Genomic DNA, 20533 nt, shown 5'->3' on the forward strand with positions numbered 1-20533 from the left:
TGCAACGGTTTGTGGAAAAAGAGTTCAAGAGGAGATTTCCAGCCCAGGCATATGTACAACGACCAGTCTGAGGACTATGTCAAATCCCGGGAGGACATTGAGTTTGAGGTCCAGGCGGTCACCGAAATGATGCAGGACCACGGCTACTCCCAGGAGGAGATCGACGCATACATCCAGCAGATGAAGGCGGACTATGCCCGGTAAGTCTGGCCAGGAGCCGAATACAGACCGTATTTTGACCGCCTGGATCAACCATACGGAGCGGGTGATCTCCTTCCACCCGGCGCCGGGTACCTGCGGCTCCGCACCCGGGACGCCGACGGATTCTGGAACAAGGTCCGCGCCCTGGTGGAGGAGGGCTACCGCCTGCAATAGCAAAAAAGCACCCCCGATGGGGGTGCTTTTTTGCCGGTCTCAGTCGTCCCGCTCGTAGTCCAGAATGGCGCCGTCGGCGGCGCTGATGGTGTACTCGTACTCCCAGCCGCCGGTCTTGAATTCGATCTCGTACTCCAGGCGGCCATCGTCGTACTCCTGTTTGACCTCCAGGCCGTAGACCTGATCCTGGGAGACCCCGGCGTGATTCAGGGCGGCGGCCAGGGCGGCCTCTCTGCCGATATCTGCGGAAGTGCCGCCGGCCCCGGACTGGGCCGTCCCGCTCCCCGCGCCGGAGGGAACATTCCCCGAGGCCCCGCCGCTCCCCGCGCCGGAGCCGGTCTGGGTCCGGCCCCCCTCCTGGGAGGACTTCACCACCGCCCCGGTGCTGGCGTCGATGTCGTACTCGTACTCCGCCCCATTGGCGTAGAACTCCAGCTCATACACCATGCGGCCGTCCTCATAGTCGAAGTCCACCTCGCCCATGGTCACCTGGCTTGCGTCCAGCCCCGCGTGGGCGAAGGCGGCGCTCTTGGCGGCCTCCACACCGATGTAGGCGCTGTCACTGGCCTGGCCGGAGGACTGGATGGCGGGGGCGGGCTCCGCCGCCGTCCCGCTCCCCGAGGTCCCGTCCCCTGTGGACGGCTCCGCGGGGGCGGTGATCAGGGAGGTGTACAGCAGGTTCAGGTCGTTGATGGACAGCCCCACCAGCTCCTCAAAGGTGTGCAGGCTGTTCCCGTTGTCCACGATGGTCTGGATGAGAGCGGCCTTGCCGGTGGTGATGCCGTAGGTGTCGGAGAGCTCCTGGAGCTGCTGGCTGTTCTGGATGGTCTGGGACAGGATGGCCCCGTTCACCGAGGTGTTGGCCAGGATGGCGTCCGCCTGGTCGGTGAGCTCCTGCTGGAGCCGGGCCCCCCGTCCGGCGTCGTCGTCCTCCACAGTGATGAGGATGGAGTTGGCAAGCTCATCCACATAGCCGTTGGTGAGCAGGGCCCCCACAATGGCGTTCATGGCCACGTCCAGCTGGACCCCAGTCAGGTCCATCCCGGCCAGAATGTCCCCCCCGTCCTCGTTCACCGGGACGGCGGAGAGAACGGTTTCCTTGGCGTTCACATTCAGGGTGACGCTGGGGTTCACGTCCAGAGAGACCACCGAGGCCACCGTGTTATTTTGCAGGTACCAGCCCCCTCCGCCTGCCGCCACAATCAGGGCCAGGCAGGCGGCCGCCGCCAGCGGGGCCCAGCGGCGCTTCTTCTTCCGGGCGGCCGCCTCAAAGGGGATGGGGGTCTGTTCTGTCCGCGCCTTTGGGGAGATGCGGGCCAGTACCCCCTGGAAATCGTCGGGGGCGGCGTGCTCCAGTGCGGTGCGCAGTTTCTGCTCCAGTTCCTGATCCGTCATCGGGCGTCGCCTCCTTCCAGTTTCTGTTTCAGCTTTGACAGGGCGCGGCGGTACTTGGACAGCACCGTGGACAGGGGCAGCTCCAGGAGCTGGGCGATCTCCCGGTGCTTGAGTCCCGCCGTCACGTGGAGCATGATGATCTGCCGCTCCTGGTCGGACAGGGTGGACAGGGCCGCCGCCAGGATGGTGCGGTCCTCGGTGGTCACGTCGTGGGAGTCGATGGCGAAGGACGCCCAGTCCTCCGGGGGCAGGTCCTGGGTGCGGGCGCGCTCCCGCAGCTTCATCAGGGCCAGGTTCCGGGCGATGGCCAGCAGCCAGGCCATGGGCGTCCCCTGGGGTCGGTACTGCTCCGCCTTCTCCCAGGCCCGGACAAAGGTGTCCTGGGTCACGTCCTCGGCGTCGTGGCCGTGGCGGAGGATGGACAGGGCCAGGCCGTACACCGCCGTCCTGGTGCGGCGGTACAGCTGTCCCAGGGCCTCCTGGTCCCCGGCGGCCAGCCCCGCCATCAGGGGCTCCAGCTCCTCCCCCCGAATGGCTCCGTATTCCGTTTGCAGCGCGGCAAGCACAGTCCACATGGCTTCGTTACTCCTGTCATCTGTATAATGCACCAGAGCGGCGTTTTATTGCATCCAAAGAAAAATTTTTGATCGGCTGGGAGCCCGCGGGCTCCCGCTTTTTATTATACGGCTTCCCGCCCGTTTTGCAAGGGGGTCCTTGCGCCGGGCGGGCGGGTGTGGTATGGTAGAGGCGAACAAGCAAAGGAGCTGAGACCATGGAGAAGAAAACGGCGGTGTGCGGCCGCTTTGCCCCCAGCCCCAGCGGGCGGATGCACCTGGGCAACCTGTGGTCCTGCCTGCTCGCCTGGCTGGCGGCCCGGAGCCAGGGGGGGCGGATGGTCCTCCGGCTGGAGGACCTGGACCCGGACCGGTGCACCCAGGCCTGGTGCGACCAGGTGATGCGGGATCTGGAGTGGCTGGGCCTCGACTGGGACAATGAGCCGGTGTACCAGAGCCGCCGCACCGACATCTACCGTTCCGCCTTTACGCAGTTAGAGGAGCGGGGCCTTGTCTACCCCTGCTACTGCACCCGGGCGGAGCGCCTGGCCGCCTCCGCCCCCCACCGCTCTGACGGGGTGGTAATCTACGACGGCCGGTGCCGCCGTCTCTCCTCCCAGGAGCGGGAGGAGCTCTCCCGCACCCGCCGCCCCGCCTGGCGGGTGGAGGTGCCGGAGGAGACGGTCTCCTTCGTGGACCGCATCCAGGGCCCCTTCTCCCAGAATCTGGCCCGGGACTGCGGGGACTTCATCCTCCGCCGGTCCGACGGGGTGTACGCCTATCAGCTGGCGGTGGTGGTGGACGACGCCGCCATGGGGGTCACCCAGGTGGTGCGGGGGAGCGACCTGCTGGACTCCACCCCAAGGCAGCTCTGGCTCCAGGAGGAGCTGGGATTCCCTCACCCGGAGTACGGTCACGTGCCCCTTCTCCTGGCCCCCGACGGGCGGCGGCTGGCCAAGCGGGACCGGGACCAGGAGCTGGGGAAGCTCCAGTCCAGATACACCGCCCCGGAGCTGGTGGGCCGTCTGGCCCATCTGGCGGGGCTCATCCCGGAGCCCGTCCCCATCACCCCGGCGGAGCTGCTCCCCCAGTTTTCCTGGGAAAAGCTCCCCAAAGAGGACAGGACCGCGCCCAGGTAGCCCCGCTTTTCGTCATCTTTCACAAATCATCGGAAACCAACAAAAAGCACTGGAAAAAAGCCGCGCATTTCGGTATAATGAAACGCACCCAAAGCCCCGCGTCCCGCACAACGGTCCGCAGGGCTTTCTTTCGCCCGGGGCGTTCGTGCCTCCCGCGGGGCGGCATGTGTAGAGAGAGGAAAACAAAAGAAAGGGAGCGAATCAGACATGCTAAACGACATCGTTCTAGCAATCAGCAATTTCATGTACACCTACCTGCTCATTATCATTCTGCTGGCCGGAGGATTTTACTTCACCTTCCGCACCCGCTTCATCCAGTTCCGGATGTTCCGGGAGTCCCTGCGGGTGGTGACAGAGCGCCCCGACCGGGCCGGTTCTGTCTCCTCCTTCCAGGCTCTGATGGTGTCCACCGCCTCCCGCGTGGGAACCGGCAACATCATCGGCGTGTCGGTGGCCATCTGTATCGGCGGCTACGGGGCCGTGTTCTGGATGTGGCTCATCGCCATCATCGGCGGCGCCACCGCCTTCATTGAGTCCACCCTGGCCCAGATCTATAAGCGCCGCAACACGGAGACCGGCGAGAGCTACGGCGGCCCCGCCTACTACATTGAGGCCGCCCTCCACAGCCGCCCCCTGGCCATGCTCTTTGCCCTGAGCCTTATCGCCACCTACGCCGGCGGCTTCAACATGCTGTGCTCCTTCAACCTCCAGTCCACCTTCTCCGGCTATGGTTTCTACAACGAGGGCGTCACCCCCTGGATCATCGGCGGCGTCGCCGCCCTGCTCACCGCCTTCTGCGTCATGGGCGGCGGCAAGCGGATTATCGCCGTGGCCTCCACCCTGGTGCCCTTCATGGGCGGCCTGTATGTGCTGGTGGCCATCATCGTGGTGGTGCTGAATCTGGAGCTGCTGCCCCAGGTGTTCGGACGCATCTTCCAGGGCGCCTTCGACTTCCAGGCCATCTTTGCCGGCTTTACCGGCTCCGCTCTGATGCAGGGCATCAAGCGCGGCCTGTTCTCCAATGAGGCCGGCGTGGGCTCCGCCCCCAACGCCGCCGCCTCCGCCAACGTGAGCCACCCGGTGAAGCAGGGCCTGGTGCAGATGCTGTCCGTCTTCCTGGACACCCTGCTCATCTGCTCCGCCACCGCTCTGATGCTCCTGTGCTCCGGCGTGGAGCCCACCGAGGCCGCCCAGGGCGCCCCCTATGTGCAGGCCGCCCTGTCCGCCGTCTTCGGCAGCGTGGGCCCCATCTTCATCACCGTGGCCATGGTCCTCTTCGCCTTCACCACCCTCATCGGCAACCTGTACTATGTGGACAACGCCCTGGCCTATCTGATGAAGCGGGTCCCCTCCAAGCAGTTTATGGTGGTGTTCCGCATCGTGGCCGTGCTGCTGATCTTCGTGGGCGCCGGCCTGAGCATCGACCTGGTGTGGAACCTGGCCGATGTGCTCATGGGCGTCATGGTGATGATCAACATTCCGGTGATCTTTATTCTCGCCCGCCCGGCCCTGGCCGCTCTGAAGGACTACACGGCCCAGCGCAAGACCGGCCGCAACCCCGTGTTCAAGGCCGCCAGCATCGACCTGAAGGAAAAGACCGACTACTGGAACTAAACGGTTCAAAAATAGACGAAGCGGCCCCCGGCCATACGCCGGGGGCCGCTTTTTGCGGAGTTGGATTGCATTCCCGTTCCGGCGCACTTGCGAAAGACCTCCTGGTCTGCTATGATGCAAGGTGAGAATGGAGGGATACATATGCCTGCCTTTATGCTGGTGTGCACCGACCTGCGGTACGTCAGGGCCTTTGAGGGGAGGGAAGCGCCATGAGCGGCACACGGGACCAGGGAAACATCCTGGGGACCATGCCGGTGGACCGGCTGGTGCTCACCATGTCCGCCCCCATCATGGTCTCTATGCTGGTGAGCGCCGTCTACAACCTGGTGGACAGCATCTATGTGGCCCAGGTGAGCGACCTGGACTTCCTGGCCCTCAGCTATGCCTACCCGGTGCAGCTGATGATGGTGGCCTTCTGCACCGGCATTGGAGTGGGCTTCAACGCCACCTTCGCCCAGCGCCTGGGGGAGGGGAAGGGGGAGGAGGCCAACCGGGTGGCCTGTCACGGATTTTTGTTTTATACCCTGTGCTGGCTGCTGTTTCTGGCCTTCGCCCTGTTTGGAGCCCCCCTGTTTTTCCGGCTGTCCACCGGCGACCCGGTGGTGGCCCGGGCGGGAGTGGAGTACCTCACCATCTGCTGCGGGGCGTCCATCGGCATGTGCATGCAGTTTTTGACCGAGCGGCTGCTCCAGACCACCGGGCACCCCGCCGGCTTTATGATCGTCCAGGGTTCCGGGGCGGTGCTGAATATCGTCCTGGACCCGGTGTTCATCTTCGGCCTGGATATGGGGGTGGCCGGGGCGGCGGTGGCCACGGTGATCGGACAGATCTCCGGGGCCTGCATCGGATTTTTCCTGCTGTGGCGCATCCGCCGGGAGTTCTCCGTCTCCTTCCGGGGCTTCCGGCCCAGCGGAGCCCTCTCGGGGGAGATGCTGCGCATCGCCGCCCCCGCCGTGGTCATGCAGTCCCTGTCCAGCTTCATGTCCCTGGGCCTCAACCAGCTGCTCACCCTGTGGTCCCAGACGGGGGTGTTCGTGCTGGGGGTCTACTTCAAGATTCAGACCTTTGTGTTTATGCCCATCTTCGGGGTGAGCAACGGCCTCATCCCCATCCTCAGCTACAACTACGGAGCCCGATCCCCGGGCCGGATCACCCGGTCCATCCGGTTCAGCCTGGCTCTGGCGGTGGGCATCGGGCTGGGGGGTGCGGTTCTGCTGTGTCTGGCCGCCTCGCCCCTGCTGCGGTACTGCTTCCAGGCGGGGGAGCAGGCGGCGGCCATGGGGGTCCCGGCCCTGAGGATGACCGCCCTGGCCTTTCCCGTCGCGGCGGTGAGCATTATCCTCTCCGCCTCCTTCCAGTCCCTGGGGCGGAGCACCCGCTCCCTGCTGGTGTCCCTGCTGCGGCAGATTGTCCTGCTGCTGCCCATTGCCGCCCTGTTTCTGTATTTTGCCCCCGGTCAGGTCTGGCTGTCCTTCCTGTGCGCCGAGGTCCTCTCCTGTCTGGCCGCCGCGGCCCTCTACCGGAGGACCATACGGCCCCGCATCCGCGCCCTGGAGGGGAAATAAAATCAGAGCCTGCCGCATGTTTTCTTTGCGGCAGGCTCTGACTGTGCGGCGGGGCGTCACGCCAGCGATTTGGGCCCGAAGCCGCAGGGCAGCAGCTCCGAGAGGAGAGCCTCCTGAAATGTTCCGTCCCCCCGGGCGGCCAGCACCCGCAGGTCTGGGGCGAACTCATAGAGCATCTGGCGGCAGCTTCCGCAGGGCCAGCAGTAGTCCTGTCCCCGGCCCGCGATGGCAAGGGTGGTCCAATCGTCCCGGTGTCCCTCGCTGACGGCTTTCAGCAGGGCGGTGCGCTCGGCGCAGATGGCGGAGCCGAAGGCGGCGTTTTCCACATTACAGCCGGTGAACACCGTCCCGTCCTCACACAGCAGCGCCGCCCCCACGGGAAATCTGGAGTAGGGCGCATAGGAAAATTGGTGCATGGCAAAGGCTCGCTCCACCAGCTCCTGGTCGGTCATGGGGCATCCCTCCTTGAGATGGTCTGTTCCCATTATAGACCGCGGATAAGTACCGCGCAAGGGAAGGCTTTTCCCCTGCGCAGATGGGGTCACATGCCCATGGCGTCGGTGAGGGTCTCCACCGCCTCGCTCACGTGCTTGGCCGCCTTGCGGGCGGCCCGCTTCACCCGCCGCTGGGAAGGAGCCATGGTCATGCCCAGGGCTGCGCCCGCCGCCGCTCCGGCGGTCAGGCCCAGCATAAATGTGCCAAAACCGTGTCCGTTCATTCCGCGTCTCCTCCTTTTCCGCCGCCCCGCCGGCTTTCGGCGAAAGAGAAATGCGGGAGATCTCACGTCGAAAGCGGGCGCGGCCGGCCTGTGCTTATTCTTTCCCGAAGCGGGGAAAAATCCGTTGCTAAATCCTGTTGCTTCCGCTATAATTTAACGTAGTGCCCTTTGCGCATTTTTTACACATTTGACTACCTTGATTTTACGTTCCAGCCGAGGGCTGGACGACGGAGGAACAAAACCATGAGTCTTTTGATTCAAAACGGCCGGGTGGTGGACCCGGTGAGCGGCACCGTCTCCATTCTGGACCTGTATGTGGAAAACGGCCGGGTGCTCCAGCTGGAGCGGGACATCCGGGCGGAGGCCGATCAGGTCATTGACGCCACCGGAATGGTGGTGTGTCCCGGACTGGTGGATATGCATGTCCATCTCCGGGACCCGGGGCTGACCTACAAAGAGGATATTTTTACCGGAACCGCCGCCGCCGCCCGGGGGGGCGTCACCGCCGTGGCCTGCATGGCCAACACCAAGCCCACGGTGGACACCCCGGAGCAGATCCAGTATATCCGGGAGAAGGCATCCCAGGCCTGCGGCGTCCACGTGTACCCCATCGGGGCGGTGTCCGTGGGGCTGCAGGGGGGCGAGCTCACCGACGCCGACGCCCTGAAAAAGGCGGGGGCCATCGCCCTGTCCGACGACGGGTGCAATGTGGACAACGCCAATCTGATGCGGGACGCCCTCATCCACGCCAAGCGGCTGGAGCTCCCCGTCCTGTGCCACTGCGAGGACACCTCCATGGTGGCCAACCGGGCGGTGAACGAGGGCAGCGTCTCCCGCCAGCTGTGGATGGAGGGCCGCCCCGCCATCGCCGAGGAGATCATGGTCATGCGGGACGCCATGCTGGCCGAGGAGACCGGGGCCCATGTGCACATCTGTCACATATCCACCGCCAAGGCGGTGGATATCGTGCGCCGGATGAAGAAGCGTGGAGTCGCCCTCACCTGTGAGACCTGTCCCCAGTACTTCACCCTCACCGAGGACGAGGTGCTCACCCAGGGCTCCATGGCCCGGGTGAACCCGCCCCTGCGCACCGCCAAGGACATCAAGGGCATCATCGCCGGGCTGAAGGACGGCACCATCGACGCCATCGCCACCGACCACGCCCCCCACTCCGCCGAAGAGAAGGCCCGCCCCCTGGCCAAGGCCCCCAGCGGCATGATCGGCCTGGAGACCTCCCTGGCCATCACCCTCACTGAGCTCTACCACACCGGGCGGATGAAGCTGCCCGACCTGATCCGGCGGATGACCTACAACCCCGCCTCCATCCTCCGCCTGCCCACCAAGGGGCGGCTGAGCCTGGGCAGCGACGCGGACATCACCATCTTCGACCCGGAGGAGGAGTGGACCATCGACCCGGAGCAGTTCGTCTCCAAGGCCCGGAACACCCCCTTCGCCGGACGGAAGGTAAAGGGCCGCGTGAAGTACACCATCGTAGGCGGGAACATCATCTATCAAGACGAAATTTGAGATAGGAGTGAGAAGATATGAGATAGGAGTTAAGGTGCGCACCGCAGGTGCGCCATTGAAAAATGTCCGGCGGAGCCGGACACCATCACTCCTATCTGCTATCTCCTATCTCCTCACTCAATTCCGGTAAGGGAGGAAACATTTTTATGTCCTTTGACGTGTTACAGGAGAAGATCATCGAAAAACAAAACCCCACCGTGGCCGGGCTGGACGCCCGCATCGAGTATGTGCCCGAGCACATCCGCAAGGCCTGCTATGAGCAGTACGGCCTCAGCCTGCGGGGGGCCTGCGAGGCCATCTGGCAGTTCAACGTGGGGCTCATCGACGCCCTGTGCGGCGTGGTCCCGGCGGTAAAGCCCCAGGCGGCCTACTATGAGAATCTGGGCTGGCGGGGGATGGAGCTGCTGGAGCGCACCATTCGCTATGCCAAGGGCAAGGGCCTCTTCGTCATCGCCGACATCAAGCGGGGGGACATCGGCTCCACCGCCACCGCCTACGCCGAGGGCTGGCTCTCCGGCGTGCCGGTGGAGGGCGAGGTGTTCAAGTCCTTTGACGCGGACTGCGTCACCCTCAACGGCTACATGGGGTCTGACTCGATCAAGCCCTTCCTGGAGGCCGCCAAGGGGGAGGACAAGTGCGCCTTTGTGCTGGTCAAGACCTCCAACCCCGGCTCCGGGGAGCTCCAGGATTTGAAGCTGGCCGACGGCCGCACCATCTACGAGGCCATGGGCGAGCTCAACGAGTCCATCGCCGCCGGCACCCAGGGCAAGTACGGCTTCACCATGGCCGGGGCCGTCACCGGGGCCACCTACCCCGAGCAGATTCAGGAACTGCGGGCCCGGCTGCCCCACACCTTCTTCCTGGTCCCCGGCTACGGGGCCCAGGGGGGCACCGCCGCCGACGTGAAGCACGCCTTCAACGAGAAGGGCCACGGGGCCATCGTCAACTCCTCCCGGGGTATCATGTGCGCCTGGAAGAAGACGGGGAACAACGGCCTGGATTTCGCCCAGGCCGCTCGGGACGCCGCCATCGCCATGCGGGATGATATTGCCCAGTTTGTGACGGTACTGTAAAACCACGGTTCAAAAGGAGGCCGCAATCATGGCGCAGAGATGCATTTTCTGCGGGAAGGAGCTGGGCTTTTTCAACCGGGATGACACGTTGTGCGGCGGAGTGACTCAGCCCACCTGTTCCGAGTGCTACAAGACGCTCCGGGACCTCGGCCAAAAGGAGCGGGGTGAGCGTGCCCTCGCCACCGGGCGGGCAGTGGACCCGGAGGAGATCGCTGCCAATATACAGCGGGAAGAACAGAAGGAGCAGGCCGCCCAGGAACGGCAGGAGAAGGCCCGCCAGGTCCTGCGCACCGGTCAGACCTGCCTGCGCTGCGGCGGGCCCATGGAAAAGTATGGGACCAAGCTGTTTCACCTGGGGGACGAGGGCCTGATGGGGCCGGTGGCCCGGGACGGGCTGTTCGCCTCCTGGCTGGAGGCGGATGTCATCCGGTGCGCCCAGTGCGGCAGGGCGGAGTTCTACCTCCCCGAGCCCCCGAAGATCCCCAGTGAACCGGCGGAGGAGCAGGTCACCTGCCCTGTGTGCGGCACTGAGCACAGCTCCCTGAGCGGCTGCCCCACGTGCGCCCTGAACTGGGCCAGGGGCCGGCGGCCGGCGGAGACCAGGAGAGAGAAGGAGAAGAAGCCCCCCTGGGAGGGGTGACGCCCCGGACCGCCGCCGTTTGAACCGTTTTGTAACAGAGAATCAGAATTTCCCGAAAGGGTGATGCCAAGTATGAAAGTAGAACGCAAGTGTAAGATCGTATCCAAGGACTGGCTCAACCGCGACGCCGTCTATATGGTGCTGGAGGTGGGGGACATGGTCCGCACCTCCTGGAAGGGGCCGGGCCAGTTCGTCCACGTCAAATGCGGGGATTCCCTGCTCCTGCGCCGGCCCATCTCCGTGTGCTCCTGTATGGAGGAGGAGCCGGAGGACACCCTGGCCATCGTCTTCGAGGTCCGGGGCGAGGGCACCCAGTGGCTGGCCAACCGCCCCGCGGGCCACAGCGTGGACGTGATGGGGCTGCTGGGCAACGGATTTACTATGAAGCCCGAGGGCCGCTATCTGCTGGTGGGGGGCGGCATCGGCGTGCCCCCCATGCTGGGCTGCGCCCAGTATACGGCGGGGAAATCCACCGCCATTGTGGGCTTTCGCTCCAAGGAGAAGGCCATCCTGCTGGACCGCCTGGAGAAGGAGTGCGCCAAGGTGCTGACCGCCACCGACGACGGCTCTCTGGGCTGCCACGGCTTTGTGGACGCCCTGGTCCGCCAGGAGCTCTCTGAGGACAAGAACTACGACGCCGTCCTGGCCTGCGGCCCCAAGCCCATGCTCCGGAACGTGGCCAAAGTGGCCCAGGAGTTCGGCGTGCCCTGCCAGGTGTCCATGGAGGAGCGCATGGGCTGTGGCGTGGGGGCCTGCCTGGTGTGCGCATGTGACATGAAGGATGGCAGCCGGAAGCACGTGTGCAAGGACGGCCCGGTGTTTGATTCCAAGGAGGTGGACTGGGATGCCTAACGTGGATATGAGCGTCACCCTGGCGGGGGTGAACCTGAAAAATCCCGTGGTGGTGGCCTCGGGCACCTTCGGCTTCGGCCGGGAGTACAACCAGTTTTACGACCTGGGGGAGCTGGGGGGTATCTGCGCCAAGGGGCTGACCCTCCACCGCCGGGAGGGAAATCCTGCCCCCCGTATCGCCGAGACGCCCATGGGCATCCTAAACTCCGTGGGGCTTCAGAACCCCGGGGTGGACGCGTTTATCGAGGAGGAGCTGCCCTTCCTGCGGCAGTTTGATACAAAAGTCATCGCCAACATCTCCGGCAACACCCCGGAGGAGTACGGCGTCATGTGCGAGAAGCTGTCCGGGGCCGGAGTGGACATGATCGAGGTGAACATCTCCTGCCCCAACGTGAAGGCGGGAGGGCTGGCCTACGGCACCCGGCCCGAGCTGGCCGCCGAGGTCACCAAGGTGGCCAAGGCCCACGCCGGGAAAACCCCGGTGATGGTGAAGCTCTCCCCCAATGTGACCGATATCACCGAGATCGCCAAGGCGGTGGCCGACGCCGGGGCGGACGCCCTGTCCCTCATCAACACCCTGCGGGGGATGCGCATCGACGTGAACACCGGCCGGCCCATTTTGAAGATGAACACCGGCGGCCTGTCCGGCCCCGCCGTCCTGCCCGTGGCGGTGCGGATGGTGTGGGAGGTGTCCTGCGCCCTTCCCGGCATGCCCATCCTGGGCATGGGCGGGGTGTCCAAGGGGGAGGACGCGGCCCAGCTGATGCTGGCGGGGGCCTCCGCCGTGGCGGTGGGCACCGCCCTGTTCGCCGACCCCTACGCCCCCATCTCCGTCCGGGACGGCCTGGAGCAGATCGCCGCCCGGAAGGGGCTCTCGAAGGTCTCCGAGCTCACCGGCGGAGTGAAGCCCTGGTAACTGCGGCGGAGGCATGTCCGCCCCTGTGATTTCTGGTTGGGAGGTCCCGCCATGCTGGAGGAACTGATTATTGATATCCTGCCCCCGATCATCTCCATCTGCGAGCTGATGGGCATTTTCGTGGTGGCGGTGTCCGCCCTCCGGGCCTTCTGGCACTACTGCCGGGGGCTGGTCAGCCGAACGCCTCGGGACGTGAAGTTCGAGCTGGCCAACGGTCTGGCCACCAGCCTGGAGTTTAAAATGGCGGCGGAGATTCTGAAAACCGTCCTGGTGCGGGACCTGAACGAACTCATCGTGCTGGGTGCGGTGGTCCTTCTCCGGGCCCTGCTCTCCCTGCTCATCCATTTTGAGATGAAGGAGCACCACACTTGACGGCTCCGGGCGGAGGAGCGCTCCTCCGCCCAGACCGTGTTTCAACGCTTACATAAAGGACTGGAACTCCATATGACCACACTCTATTTGATCCGCCACGCTGAGGCGGAGGGGAATTTATACCGCCGCATCCACGGGTGGTACGACGCTCTGGTCACCCCCAACGGACTGCGTCAGATCGAGGCCCTGGAGGGCCGCTTTGCCGGTGTGCCCGTGGACGCGGTGTACTCCAGCGATTTGTACCGCACCAAGACCACGGCCAAAGCCGTCTACCTCCCCAAGGGGTTACCTCTGCACACCGACCCCGGCCTGCGGGAGGTCCATATGGGGGACTGGGAGGACCGCCCCTGGGGAGAGATCCGGGAGACGGACGGGGAGCGGCTGACCCTCTTTAACCGCAGCGATCCCGTCTGGCGGGCCCCCAACGGGGAGAGCCTGGGCCAGGTGGGGGAGCGGATGGAGCGCACCATCCGGGCCATCGCGCAAAAACACCCGGACCAGACGGTGGCCCTGTTCAGCCACGGCACCGCCATCCGTCAGTTTCTGGCCAACGTCCGGGGGGTGAAGCCGGAGGACTGGCACACCCTGCCCCACGCGGACAACACCGCCGTCACCTGCCTGGCCTGGGACGGGGAGAGCTTCCACGTGATCTTCGAGGGGGACAATACCCACCTGGACGACTCCATCTCCACTCTGGCCCGCCAGTCCTGGTGGCGGAAGGGGCCTAACAAAGGGGAGGACGTGAATCTGTGGTTCCGGCCCCTGAACCGGGAGAAGGACCGGGAGGCCTACCTGGCCGCCCGGCGGGACGCCTGGATCTCCATCCATGGGGCGGACGTGCCCTTTGACGGTCCCGCCTTCTGGGAGGGGGCCCTCCAGGTCATGGACCAGGACCCCTGGGCGGTGACTGCCGTCATGGCCAGGGAGGAGTTTGCCGGGCTGCTCCAGCTCTCCCCCCAGCGCTGCCAGGAGGAGGGGGCCGGGTTCCTGTCCCTGTGCTACCTGACTCCCGCTTTCCGGGGGAAGGGACTAGGGGTCCAGCTGCTGGGTCAGGCGGTCTCCTTTTACCGCCCCAAGGGCCGCACCAGCCTGCGCCTGCGGTGCTCCGCCGCCAATGAGCCGGTCCAGCGCTTCTGCGCCAAGCACGACTTCCACAAGGCCGGCGAGGAGCAGGTGGGGGGCCGCACCCTGGATATTCTGGAAAAGTACATCGGAATGGGAGAACCGGCCGGCCAGACCGTTTGACGGCGGCTGAACGGCCGGGACCCTGCCATAGGATAGAAAAATGCCTGCGGCCGCTGAAAGCGGCCGCAGGCATTTCTTTATTTCTCGGGATAATCCCGCTGTGCCAGATCCAGGATGATCTCCACGCACCGGTCGATGCCCAGCACGCCGGAGTCCAAGGTGATGTGGTAGTTCTGAGCCATGCCCCACTCCCGGTCGGTGTAGTGCTTGTAGTTCACCCGGCGGCGGGTGTCCTTGTCCGCCAGCCGCTTCTCCGGGGCCTTCTCCGACTCGCCGTACAGCCGGACGATGCGGTCGGCCCGGAAGGGGACGGCGGCGTGGATGAAGGTGTGCAGGCAGTCCTCCCGCTCCCGGAGGATGTAGTCGGCGCACCGGCCCACAATGACGCAGGGCCCCTTCTCCGCCAGATCCTGAATGACCCGGTACTGGATGGTCCACAGAAAGTCGGAGGCGGACATGCCCCCCATCACGCCAGGCGTTCCCCGGCCCAGAAAGGCGTAGGCAAAGCGGTTTTTCCCGGGGGCGGACTCGCCGCGCTCCTCAATGAATTTGGGATCGAAGCCGCTCTCCAGGGCCACCTGCTTCACCAGCTCCTTGTCATAGCAGGGGACGCCCAGCCGCTCGGCCACGGTTTTCCCGATGGTGCGGCCGCCGCTGCCGAATTCCCGGCTGATGGTGATGATGTTCTTTTTCATGGAAACATGCCTCCTTTGCGCTTCCGGAAGCCCAACTCCCGTATGGATGCCCCTATTATACAACAAATCCACCCCTCTGCGCCAGTTTTTTGTGTGCGGTCCTGAAAAACCGGCGGGCAAAAAGCCGGCGGATAGGCGGCATTGCTGAAAATATCCGGGAAATCTTGTGAAAAAGTACGGGCCGCTCCCCCTTGACAATACCTAGAATATCAAGGTATTCTATACCTAGAAGGACAAGGCATCAAGAGTAGATAAAAGTTTTCAAAAGGAGGTTTTTTGGATGAAGCTGGACAAAGGATTGATCGCGGGCAGCAGCACGCTGCTGGTCCTCTCTCTGCTGGAGAAGGAGGACATGTACGGGTATCAGATGATCACGGAGCTCTCCCGCCGCTCCAACGACACCTTCCAGATGAAGGAGGGCACCCTCTACCCCATCCTCCACGCCCTGGAGAAAGCCAAGTACCTGTCTGCCTACCAGCAGGAGGCCCCCACCGGCCGGGTGCGGAAGTATTACGCCATCACCCCCCGAGGCCGGGAGCTGCTCTCGGAGAAGAAGGCGGAGTGGGCGCAGTTCTCCCACGGGGTGGACCAGGTCCTCTCCTTTACCTGAGCGGAGGAACGCCATGGGAGAGAAACAAGAGCGGACCCCGGCGGAGGGCTGGCTGGACAAAGCCACGGCGGGCATCCGCTTTGGGCCGGACCGGAGAGAGGTGCGCCGGGAGCTGGAGGAGCACCTGGAGGACAAGGCCCTGGACTTTCAGCGCATCTTTCCCGGCCTGACCGAGGACGAGGCAAAGGAGCGGGCCGCCGCCGAGATGGGAGACCCGGTGGAGATCGGGAAGGAGCTGGCCAAAATTCACAGGCCCTGGCTGGGGTACTTATGGCGGGCCAGTCAGGTGTTGCTGGGTCTGGTACTGCTGAGCTTTCTGGCAGAGGTGGGGACCTTGGCCCCCCATGCGGGTATCCGAAGTGATAGGGAAGCGGAGCCCGGATGGGTTGTGGAAGCAGCTTTTGCGGGACAGGAGCCGGTGCGGATCAACAACTATACCCTTTGGGTGGAGGAAGCGGCCCTGATCCAGGGGATGGGGGAGCTGCACATCACCTGGCGGGCGGCCAGCCCCCGCTTTTGGGAGATGCCAGACGGGGAGTTCAGCCAGGCGTGGACCGCGGTGGACGACCGGGGAACCGTCTATACCAGCATCTGGGACCAGACCTGGGATGGGGAACGTATGCTCCCCTATGTCGGTTCCGTGCAATTTACAGGCGCTCTGGTGTGGAGTGGGGAACAGACTGTCTATGGCGTGCCCCAGGAGGCACAGTGGATTCAAATCAACATTGAGACGGGTGAAGGGACCATCCCCGTGGTGCTGGAGCGGGAGGAGACGCAATGAAAAAGAGAACGCTGAGCCGAAAGGAAAAGATCGCGCGTAATCTGCTGCTGGCCCTGTGCTTCGGCTTTGTGGTCTGGGCCAGCCAGGGCGGGCCCATGCCCACGGCGGAGTTGACCTTCCGGCAGATGGAGCGGACCAGATTTCTCGCCCGAAGCGAAATTATGTGCACTTGGGAAACGCCCCTCTCCGTGGGGGAGCTGGGGACCTCTTCCGCCAGGGCCGTCCTGGTGGGCCGGTATACCGATCAAATTGCCGTGGGCTGCCTCTTTCAGCTCAACAACCCCTTTGGCAATAGGCTGACCCTGTGGCCCCGGGAGGAGGAGATCACGCCGGTTCCTCTGTCCGCCCTTCTCCAGGGAGAGGACGGGACCCTGTTCCATGTGCTGCTGTTCCTGGAGGTCCCGGAGGAGGCGGCCGGAGCCCAGGCGACCATCACAGGCCGGATCGAGAACGCAAAGGAGCCGGTGGAGACGATTCAGGGGGAGCGCTGGGCCGACGGGGTGTGGGCCTTCTGGTTTCCCATCGACTCCGCCCTCACCACCGACGGGGATCTGAAGTACGGTACCAAGGATCTGGAGGGCCTGCCCTATACCCTGGAGCTGTACCGGACGGACGGGGGTCCGCTTACGGAGCAGGAGGGGACCCTGCCGGAGAATTTCCAGCCGGGCGTCATCTATGACCCAGGACTGTATGATGTTCTGAATGATATTCTTCTGAACCAATAGATTGTTCGGAAAGGGGATGAGACCATGGAGCAGGATAACGGCCACCCCGTGGCCCAGTGGCTGGACAGGGCCACGGAGGGGATTCGATTCGGCCCCGACCGGAAAGCGGTCCGGGCCGAGCTGGACGGCCACCTGGACGACAAAATTCAGGATTTACAGCGCATCTTCCCGGACCTGTCCGCATGGGAGGCCACCCAGATGGCCCTGTCCGGCATGGGCGACCCGGAAGAGATCGGGAGGGAGCTGGCCAAGCTCCACAAGCCCTGGCTGGGGTACCTATGGCGGGCCAGCCAGATCACCCTGGGCGTTGTGCTGGCTGTGGGAGTCTGCCAAATCGGCGGGTGGCTCTGGACCCAGGTCACCGCCCCGAACGTTGGGGGCACCCAGGACAGCTGGGCGGTGGAGATCCCCTTCTCCGGCGGGACGGTCCAGGCGGGGCAGTACGCCATTCAGGCGGAGGGGACCCTGTGCCTCTTGGAGGAGGGGGACGACCTGGGGACCCTGGAGGTGACCTGGCGGGCGTCGAGCCCCCGGTTCTGGGAGAGCCCCTCCTATAACGAATACTGGTGGGCCGAGGATGACCAGGGAAATGTCTACATCAGCCGGGCTGAGGGGCGGATGAGCAACGTCCTCCGGGGGCTGGTGGTGGACCAGAATGGGCACAATCGGTACCGGGAGGTTTATGGGCCCAGCTGGAGGCGCTCCGGCCTGGGGTGGTGGGATGACGGCCAGGTGAGCAGCGTGCCCCGGGACGCCCAGTGGGTCCGCCTGGTGCTGGACATCGGGGAGGAGCCCATCACCATTTTGCTGGAGCGGGAGGAGGATGGACCGTGAAACGAGGAAAACTGGGCCGCCGGGGGCGGATTTTTCGGAACTTCCTGCTGGCCGGGGTGCTGGGCGCGCTGATCTGGACGTGCGCCGGCTGGCCCGTCCCCGCCCGGTGGGAGCTGCGCCGCCTGGAGCGGGAGGCCTTCCTGTCCCCCCACTCCCAATTTCAGGGGAGCGTCCAGGTGGACCAGAGAGAGTGGCTGGTGGGACTGACCCCGCGCTGGCTGGTGATGGGGCGGCAAAATGAGTTCCGCCTGTGGCCCCGGGAGGGGGACGGGCCGGTGCTGGCCCCGATACCCGAGTGGGCTACTGCGGGCAGAGAAATCTGTGTGGTGGCGGCGGGCGCGCCCCAGGGGACGGCCTCCGCCCAGCTGACCGTGGAGGTCTCCCACTGGTACGCTTCGTTCGGGGGAAGCTCCTCCTACAGCTCCCAGCGGGAGGACATCCTGAGGAGCTGGCCGTGGCCGGACAGCTCGCCGGAGTACCGCTCTGAAACTGTCACTCTGGAGGGGGAGCCCATGGAAGAGGGGGCCTTTCAGTTTGTCTTGGGCGAGGAGGAGATGCGGGGCACCGGGGATTATATCTGGAGACATGTGGAGGAGTGGGGCCTTTATCAGGGATACTACCAAATTTCTCCCATCAACTGCCGCCTGACCGCGGTCTTTTACGATGAATCCGGGCGGGAGCTGGACCGGGCGGAGCTCCAGAACGCCGAAGCCTGGGAAAGATAAAAACGGGCGGCTCCATCTGGAGCCGCCCGCTGCGGTGTTTGAGTTTATTTTCCCCGGCCGAACAGCCGCTTCCAGAGGGACTCCTTGCCCTTCTTGGGCTTGGCGGGGCGCTCGGGGATGGACTGCTCCTCCTGGATGGCCTCCTCCTGGAAGACCTCCTGGCTGCAGCAGGGGGCGCTGCCCACCTTCCGGGCGTGCCACTCCCCGTCGGGGCCCAGCTGGCGGGCCTTCACGTTGTCGGAGGTGAGCACGTCGATGATGTGGAAGATTTTCTTCCGCACCTCCGGGGAGAGCACCGGACAGGCCACCTCCACCCGCCGCTCGGTGTTCCGGGTCATAAAGTCGGCGGAGGAGATGTACAGGGCGGCGTCCTCCCCACGGCCGAAGCGGTAGATGCGGGTGTGCTCCAGGTACCGCCCCACAATGGAGAACACGGTGATGCGGTCGGTGAGGCCGGCGATGCCCGGCAGCAGGCAGCAGATGCCCCGCACGTTCATCACCACCTCCACCCCCGCCTGGGAGGCCTGGGCCAGCTTGTCGATAAGCTTCCGGTCGGTGATGGAGTTGAGTTTCAGGAAGATATAGCCGTCTCTGCCCTTGGCGATCTCCCGGTCGATGTGCTCCATGCACTTGTCCCGCAGCTGGTAGGGGGAGACCAGCAGCTGCTTGTAGTTTCCCTCCATGTTGGCGGTGGCCATGTTCCGGAACAGGGCGGCGGCGTCCTCGCCGATCTCCGGCCGGGCGGTCATCAGGCACAGGTCGGTGTACTGCTTGGCGGTCTTTTCGTTGTAGTTGCCGGTGCCCACCTGGGTGATATACTGGATCTTGCCCTTGTCCCGGCGGGTGATGAGGCACACCTTGGAGTGGACCTTGATGTTCTCCGCCCCGTACAGGATGGTGCAGCCCGCCTCCTCCATGCGCTCGGCCCACTGGATGTTGTTCTGCTCGTCAAAGCGGGCCCGCAGCTCCATGAGGGCGGTGACCTCCTTGCCGTTCTCGGCGGCGGCGCACAGGTACTCGGCCAGCTTGGCCTTGGAGGCCAGGCGGTAGATGGTGATTTTGATGGACAGCACGTCCGGATCGGAGGAGGCCTCCCGCACCAGGTGCAGGAAGGGGTCCATGGACTGGAAGGGGTAGAACAGCAGCACGTCGTGGTGGAGCACCTGGGGCAGCACCTTCTCCTCCGGGCGGAGGAAGTTGCTGGCCTTGGGGGTGTAGGGGGGATAGCACAGGGCGGTCTTGCTCTCGGGGGGCAGCTGGCCCTCCAGGGAGAAGACGTACTTCATGCGCAGGGGGGATTTGGAGAAGAACACCTGCTCCCGGGAGAGGTTCAGCTGCCTGCACAGAAAGTCAATGGCCCGGTCGTCCCGGCCGCCCTGGAGCTCCAGACGTACCGGGGCCAGGCGGTTGCGCTTTTTCACGATCTTCCGCATGTGCTGGCGGAAGTCCTCGTCCACCTCGTAGGTCTCGTCCTCGGGGCTGATGTCCGCGTTCCGGGTCACCGAGGCCACCGCCTTCCCCTGGACCGAGAAGGCGGGGAAGAGCCGCTTGGCGTACTCCAGGATCACGTCCTCGGTGAGAATGTACCGCAGTCCCCGCTCCCGGAGAGTGAAGTAGGGGGGGAGGCTCTGGGGCACCGGGATCAGCCCCAGGGACTGCTGGCCCTCGCTCTCCAGGCGCAGAACCACGTTCAGGGTCTTGTTGGACAGGTGGGGGAAGGGGTGGCGGGAATCCACCACCTGGGGGGACAGGATGGGGCGCACCTCATCCTGGAACCAGTTTTCCACCTGCTTGCGCTCCTTGGTGTCCATCTCGTCCATGGACATGCGGCAGATGTTGCAGGCCCGCAGGCGGCTCTCCAGCTGCTCCACCACCTTGTCCCGCTGCTTGTACAGGGGAGTCACCGCCTTGAAAATGGCCTGGAGCTGCTGCTCCGGGGTCTGGCCGGTGCGGCTGTCGATGTGCTCCTCCTTCACCAGAGTCATGTCGTACAGGGAGCCCACCCGGATCATGAAGAACTCGTCCAGGTTGCTGGTGAAGATGGCGGCAAACTTGAGCCGCTCCATCAGGGGGACGCTCTCGTCCTTGGCCTCCTCCAGCACCCGCTCGTTGAAGCGCAGCCAGGACAGCTCCCGGTCCTGGGTATATCGGGTATCTACTTCTTTTGCCATAGCTTCT

22 protein-coding genes are annotated in these 20533 nt (G+C 64.7%); 16 read left to right on the plus strand and 6 right to left on the minus strand.

The features are described 5' to 3' along the window. Window positions 1–9: 9 nt before the first annotated feature. Window positions 10–204 carry a hypothetical protein gene (locus B5F19_RS17085; RefSeq protein ID WP_140394175.1) on the plus strand — a complete coding sequence of 65 codons (195 nt, stop codon included), beginning with the start codon at window positions 10–12 and terminating at the stop codon, window positions 202–204. A 210-nt stretch (window positions 205–414) separates the two neighbouring features. On the opposite strand, the gene B5F19_RS06395 is transcribed toward B5F19_RS17085, so the two are convergent. Beyond that, window positions 415–1770 carry a PepSY domain-containing protein gene (locus B5F19_RS06395; protein ID WP_087289102.1) on the minus strand — a complete coding sequence of 452 codons (1356 nt, stop codon included), beginning with the start codon at window positions 1768–1770 and terminating at the stop codon, window positions 415–417. Then, window positions 1767–2345, minus strand: coding sequence for an RNA polymerase sigma factor (locus B5F19_RS06400; RefSeq protein WP_087289104.1), 579 nt, complete (start codon window positions 2343–2345; stop codon window positions 1767–1769). The genes B5F19_RS06395 and B5F19_RS06400 overlap by 4 nt, the downstream gene beginning before the upstream one ends. 197 nt (window positions 2346–2542) lie before the next feature. On the opposite strand from B5F19_RS06400, the gene gluQRS reads away from it, so the two are divergent. From gluQRS to B5F19_RS06415, 3 genes are all read left to right on the plus strand, one after another. Further along, entirely contained in the window at window positions 2543–3463 is a 921-nt protein-coding gene (gene gluQRS, locus B5F19_RS06405) for a tRNA glutamyl-Q(34) synthetase GluQRS (protein WP_087289106.1), read from the plus strand. A 207-nt stretch (window positions 3464–3670) separates the two neighbouring features. Then, window positions 3671–5077 (plus strand): alanine/glycine:cation symporter family protein, encoded by a 1407-nt coding sequence (locus B5F19_RS06410; protein WP_087289108.1) that lies wholly within the window; start codon window positions 3671–3673, stop codon window positions 5075–5077. Between the two features lie 209 nt (window positions 5078–5286). Beyond that, entirely contained in the window at window positions 5287–6642 is a 1356-nt protein-coding gene (locus B5F19_RS06415; protein ID WP_087289110.1) for an MATE family efflux transporter, read from the plus strand. 56 nt (window positions 6643–6698) lie between these two features. On the opposite strand, the gene cdd is transcribed toward B5F19_RS06415, so the two are convergent. After that, window positions 6699–7094: a cytidine deaminase gene (cdd, locus tag B5F19_RS06420; protein WP_087289112.1), complete on the minus strand. Its 396-nt coding sequence runs from the start codon at window positions 7092–7094 to the stop codon at window positions 6699–6701. 89 nt (window positions 7095–7183) lie between these two features. Further along, window positions 7184–7360 (minus strand): hypothetical protein, encoded by a 177-nt coding sequence (locus B5F19_RS17675; protein WP_191342565.1) that lies wholly within the window; start codon window positions 7358–7360, stop codon window positions 7184–7186. A 243-nt stretch (window positions 7361–7603) separates the two neighbouring features. Between B5F19_RS17675 and B5F19_RS06425 the strand changes: the two genes are divergently transcribed. The 7 genes from B5F19_RS06425 to B5F19_RS06455 all read left to right on the plus strand — a co-directional run bounded on the left by B5F19_RS06425 (window position 7604) and on the right by B5F19_RS06455 (window position 13985). Then, a complete protein-coding gene (locus B5F19_RS06425; RefSeq protein ID WP_087289114.1) occupies window positions 7604–8887 on the plus strand; it encodes a dihydroorotase in 1284 nt (427 codons plus the stop codon). A 146-nt stretch (window positions 8888–9033) separates the two neighbouring features. Continuing rightward, on the plus strand, window positions 9034–9960 hold the full coding sequence (gene pyrF / locus B5F19_RS06430; RefSeq protein WP_087289116.1) for an orotidine-5'-phosphate decarboxylase: 927 nt from the start codon (window positions 9034–9036) through the stop codon (window positions 9958–9960). Window positions 9961–9988: 28 nt separating this feature from the next. After that, the gene (locus B5F19_RS06435) at window positions 9989–10600 is read left to right on the plus strand and encodes a hypothetical protein (protein ID WP_087289118.1); all 612 of its coding nucleotides are present in this window, start codon (window positions 9989–9991) and stop codon (window positions 10598–10600) included. A gap of 72 nt (window positions 10601–10672) precedes the next feature. Beyond that, window positions 10673–11452, plus strand: a complete 780-nt coding sequence (locus tag B5F19_RS06440; protein ID WP_087289120.1) for a dihydroorotate dehydrogenase electron transfer subunit — start codon at window positions 10673–10675, stop codon at window positions 11450–11452. Then, complete coding sequence (locus tag B5F19_RS06445; protein WP_087289122.1) at window positions 11445–12368, plus strand: dihydroorotate dehydrogenase; 924 nt, start codon at window positions 11445–11447, stop codon at window positions 12366–12368. Before B5F19_RS06440 ends, B5F19_RS06445 begins: the two co-directional genes overlap by 8 nt. 51 nt (window positions 12369–12419) lie before the next feature. Continuing rightward, window positions 12420–12740, plus strand: a complete 321-nt coding sequence (locus B5F19_RS06450) for a DUF1622 domain-containing protein (protein WP_087289124.1) — start codon at window positions 12420–12422, stop codon at window positions 12738–12740. Window positions 12741–12812: 72 nt separating this feature from the next. Beyond that, complete coding sequence (locus tag B5F19_RS06455; RefSeq protein ID WP_087289126.1) at window positions 12813–13985, plus strand: bifunctional histidine phosphatase family protein/GNAT family N-acetyltransferase; 1173 nt, start codon at window positions 12813–12815, stop codon at window positions 13983–13985. A 77-nt stretch (window positions 13986–14062) separates the two neighbouring features. On the opposite strand, the gene B5F19_RS06460 is transcribed toward B5F19_RS06455, so the two are convergent. Then, window positions 14063–14680: a cytidylate kinase-like family protein gene (locus B5F19_RS06460; protein WP_087289127.1), complete on the minus strand. Its 618-nt coding sequence runs from the start codon at window positions 14678–14680 to the stop codon at window positions 14063–14065. Between the two features lie 280 nt (window positions 14681–14960). Here B5F19_RS06460 and B5F19_RS06465 point away from each other — a divergent pair, with 280 nt between their 5' ends. Genes B5F19_RS06465 through B5F19_RS06485 form a run of 5 tightly spaced genes read left to right on the plus strand, consistent with a single transcriptional unit; the run spans window position 14961 to window position 18355 of the window. Beyond that, window positions 14961–15290 carry a PadR family transcriptional regulator gene (locus B5F19_RS06465; RefSeq protein WP_087289129.1) on the plus strand — a complete coding sequence of 110 codons (330 nt, stop codon included), beginning with the start codon at window positions 14961–14963 and terminating at the stop codon, window positions 15288–15290. 13 nt (window positions 15291–15303) lie between these two features. Next, window positions 15304–16071: a permease prefix domain 1-containing protein gene (locus tag B5F19_RS06470; protein WP_087289132.1), complete on the plus strand. Its 768-nt coding sequence runs from the start codon at window positions 15304–15306 to the stop codon at window positions 16069–16071. Then, on the plus strand, window positions 16068–16796 hold the full coding sequence (locus tag B5F19_RS06475; protein ID WP_087289134.1) for a hypothetical protein: 729 nt from the start codon (window positions 16068–16070) through the stop codon (window positions 16794–16796). Before B5F19_RS06470 ends, B5F19_RS06475 begins: the two co-directional genes overlap by 4 nt. A gap of 24 nt (window positions 16797–16820) precedes the next feature. Beyond that, a complete protein-coding gene (locus B5F19_RS06480; RefSeq protein ID WP_087289136.1) occupies window positions 16821–17630 on the plus strand; it encodes a hypothetical protein in 810 nt (269 codons plus the stop codon). Then, a complete protein-coding gene (locus B5F19_RS06485; protein ID WP_087289138.1) occupies window positions 17627–18355 on the plus strand; it encodes a hypothetical protein in 729 nt (242 codons plus the stop codon). Before B5F19_RS06480 ends, B5F19_RS06485 begins: the two co-directional genes overlap by 4 nt. 44 nt (window positions 18356–18399) lie before the next feature. On the opposite strand, the gene ppk1 is transcribed toward B5F19_RS06485, so the two are convergent. Continuing rightward, a complete protein-coding gene (ppk1, locus tag B5F19_RS06490; RefSeq protein ID WP_087289140.1) occupies window positions 18400–20526 on the minus strand; it encodes a polyphosphate kinase 1 in 2127 nt (708 codons plus the stop codon). Between the last annotated feature and the right edge of the window lie 7 nt (window positions 20527–20533).

The organism is Pseudoflavonifractor sp. An184, from assembly GCF_002160305.1.
GTDB lineage: Bacteria > Bacillota > Clostridia > Oscillospirales > Oscillospiraceae > Lawsonibacter > Lawsonibacter pullicola.

What these genes read in the sequence shown, in the direction of transcription:
- B5F19_RS06425 (WP_087289114.1), top strand. Translation starts at nt 7,604, where the DNA reads ATGAGTCTTTTGATTCAAAACGGCCGGGTGGTGGACCCGGTGAGCGGC.
- B5F19_RS06410 (WP_087289108.1), top strand. Translation starts at nt 3,671, where the DNA reads ATGCTAAACGACATCGTTCTAGCAATCAGCAATTTCATGTACACCTAC.
- B5F19_RS06450 (WP_087289124.1), top strand. Translation starts at nt 12,420, where the DNA reads ATGCTGGAGGAACTGATTATTGATATCCTGCCCCCGATCATCTCCATC.
- B5F19_RS06435 (WP_087289118.1), top strand. Translation starts at nt 9,989, where the DNA reads ATGGCGCAGAGATGCATTTTCTGCGGGAAGGAGCTGGGCTTTTTCAAC.
- B5F19_RS06445 (WP_087289122.1), top strand. Translation starts at nt 11,445, where the DNA reads ATGCCTAACGTGGATATGAGCGTCACCCTGGCGGGGGTGAACCTGAAA.
- B5F19_RS06455 (WP_087289126.1), top strand. Translation starts at nt 12,813, where the DNA reads ATGACCACACTCTATTTGATCCGCCACGCTGAGGCGGAGGGGAATTTA.
- cdd (WP_087289112.1), bottom strand. Translation starts at nt 7,094, where the DNA reads ATGACCGACCAGGAGCTGGTGGAGCGAGCCTTTGCCATGCACCAATTT.
- B5F19_RS06480 (WP_087289136.1), top strand. Translation starts at nt 16,821, where the DNA reads ATGGAGCAGGATAACGGCCACCCCGTGGCCCAGTGGCTGGACAGGGCC.
- B5F19_RS06400 (WP_087289104.1), bottom strand. Translation starts at nt 2,345, where the DNA reads ATGTGGACTGTGCTTGCCGCGCTGCAAACGGAATACGGAGCCATTCGG.
- B5F19_RS06475 (WP_087289134.1), top strand. Translation starts at nt 16,068, where the DNA reads ATGAAAAAGAGAACGCTGAGCCGAAAGGAAAAGATCGCGCGTAATCTG.
- B5F19_RS06470 (WP_087289132.1), top strand. Translation starts at nt 15,304, where the DNA reads ATGGGAGAGAAACAAGAGCGGACCCCGGCGGAGGGCTGGCTGGACAAA.
- B5F19_RS17675 (WP_191342565.1), bottom strand. Translation starts at nt 7,360, where the DNA reads ATGAACGGACACGGTTTTGGCACATTTATGCTGGGCCTGACCGCCGGA.
- B5F19_RS06440 (WP_087289120.1), top strand. Translation starts at nt 10,673, where the DNA reads ATGAAAGTAGAACGCAAGTGTAAGATCGTATCCAAGGACTGGCTCAAC.
- B5F19_RS06465 (WP_087289129.1), top strand. Translation starts at nt 14,961, where the DNA reads ATGAAGCTGGACAAAGGATTGATCGCGGGCAGCAGCACGCTGCTGGTC.
- ppk1 (WP_087289140.1), bottom strand. Translation starts at nt 20,526, where the DNA reads ATGGCAAAAGAAGTAGATACCCGATATACCCAGGACCGGGAGCTGTCC.
- B5F19_RS06460 (WP_087289127.1), bottom strand. Translation starts at nt 14,680, where the DNA reads ATGAAAAAGAACATCATCACCATCAGCCGGGAATTCGGCAGCGGCGGC.
- pyrF (WP_087289116.1), top strand. Translation starts at nt 9,034, where the DNA reads ATGTCCTTTGACGTGTTACAGGAGAAGATCATCGAAAAACAAAACCCC.
- gluQRS (WP_087289106.1), top strand. Translation starts at nt 2,543, where the DNA reads ATGGAGAAGAAAACGGCGGTGTGCGGCCGCTTTGCCCCCAGCCCCAGC.
- B5F19_RS06395 (WP_087289102.1), bottom strand. Translation starts at nt 1,770, where the DNA reads ATGACGGATCAGGAACTGGAGCAGAAACTGCGCACCGCACTGGAGCAC.
- B5F19_RS06415 (WP_087289110.1), top strand. Translation starts at nt 5,287, where the DNA reads ATGAGCGGCACACGGGACCAGGGAAACATCCTGGGGACCATGCCGGTG.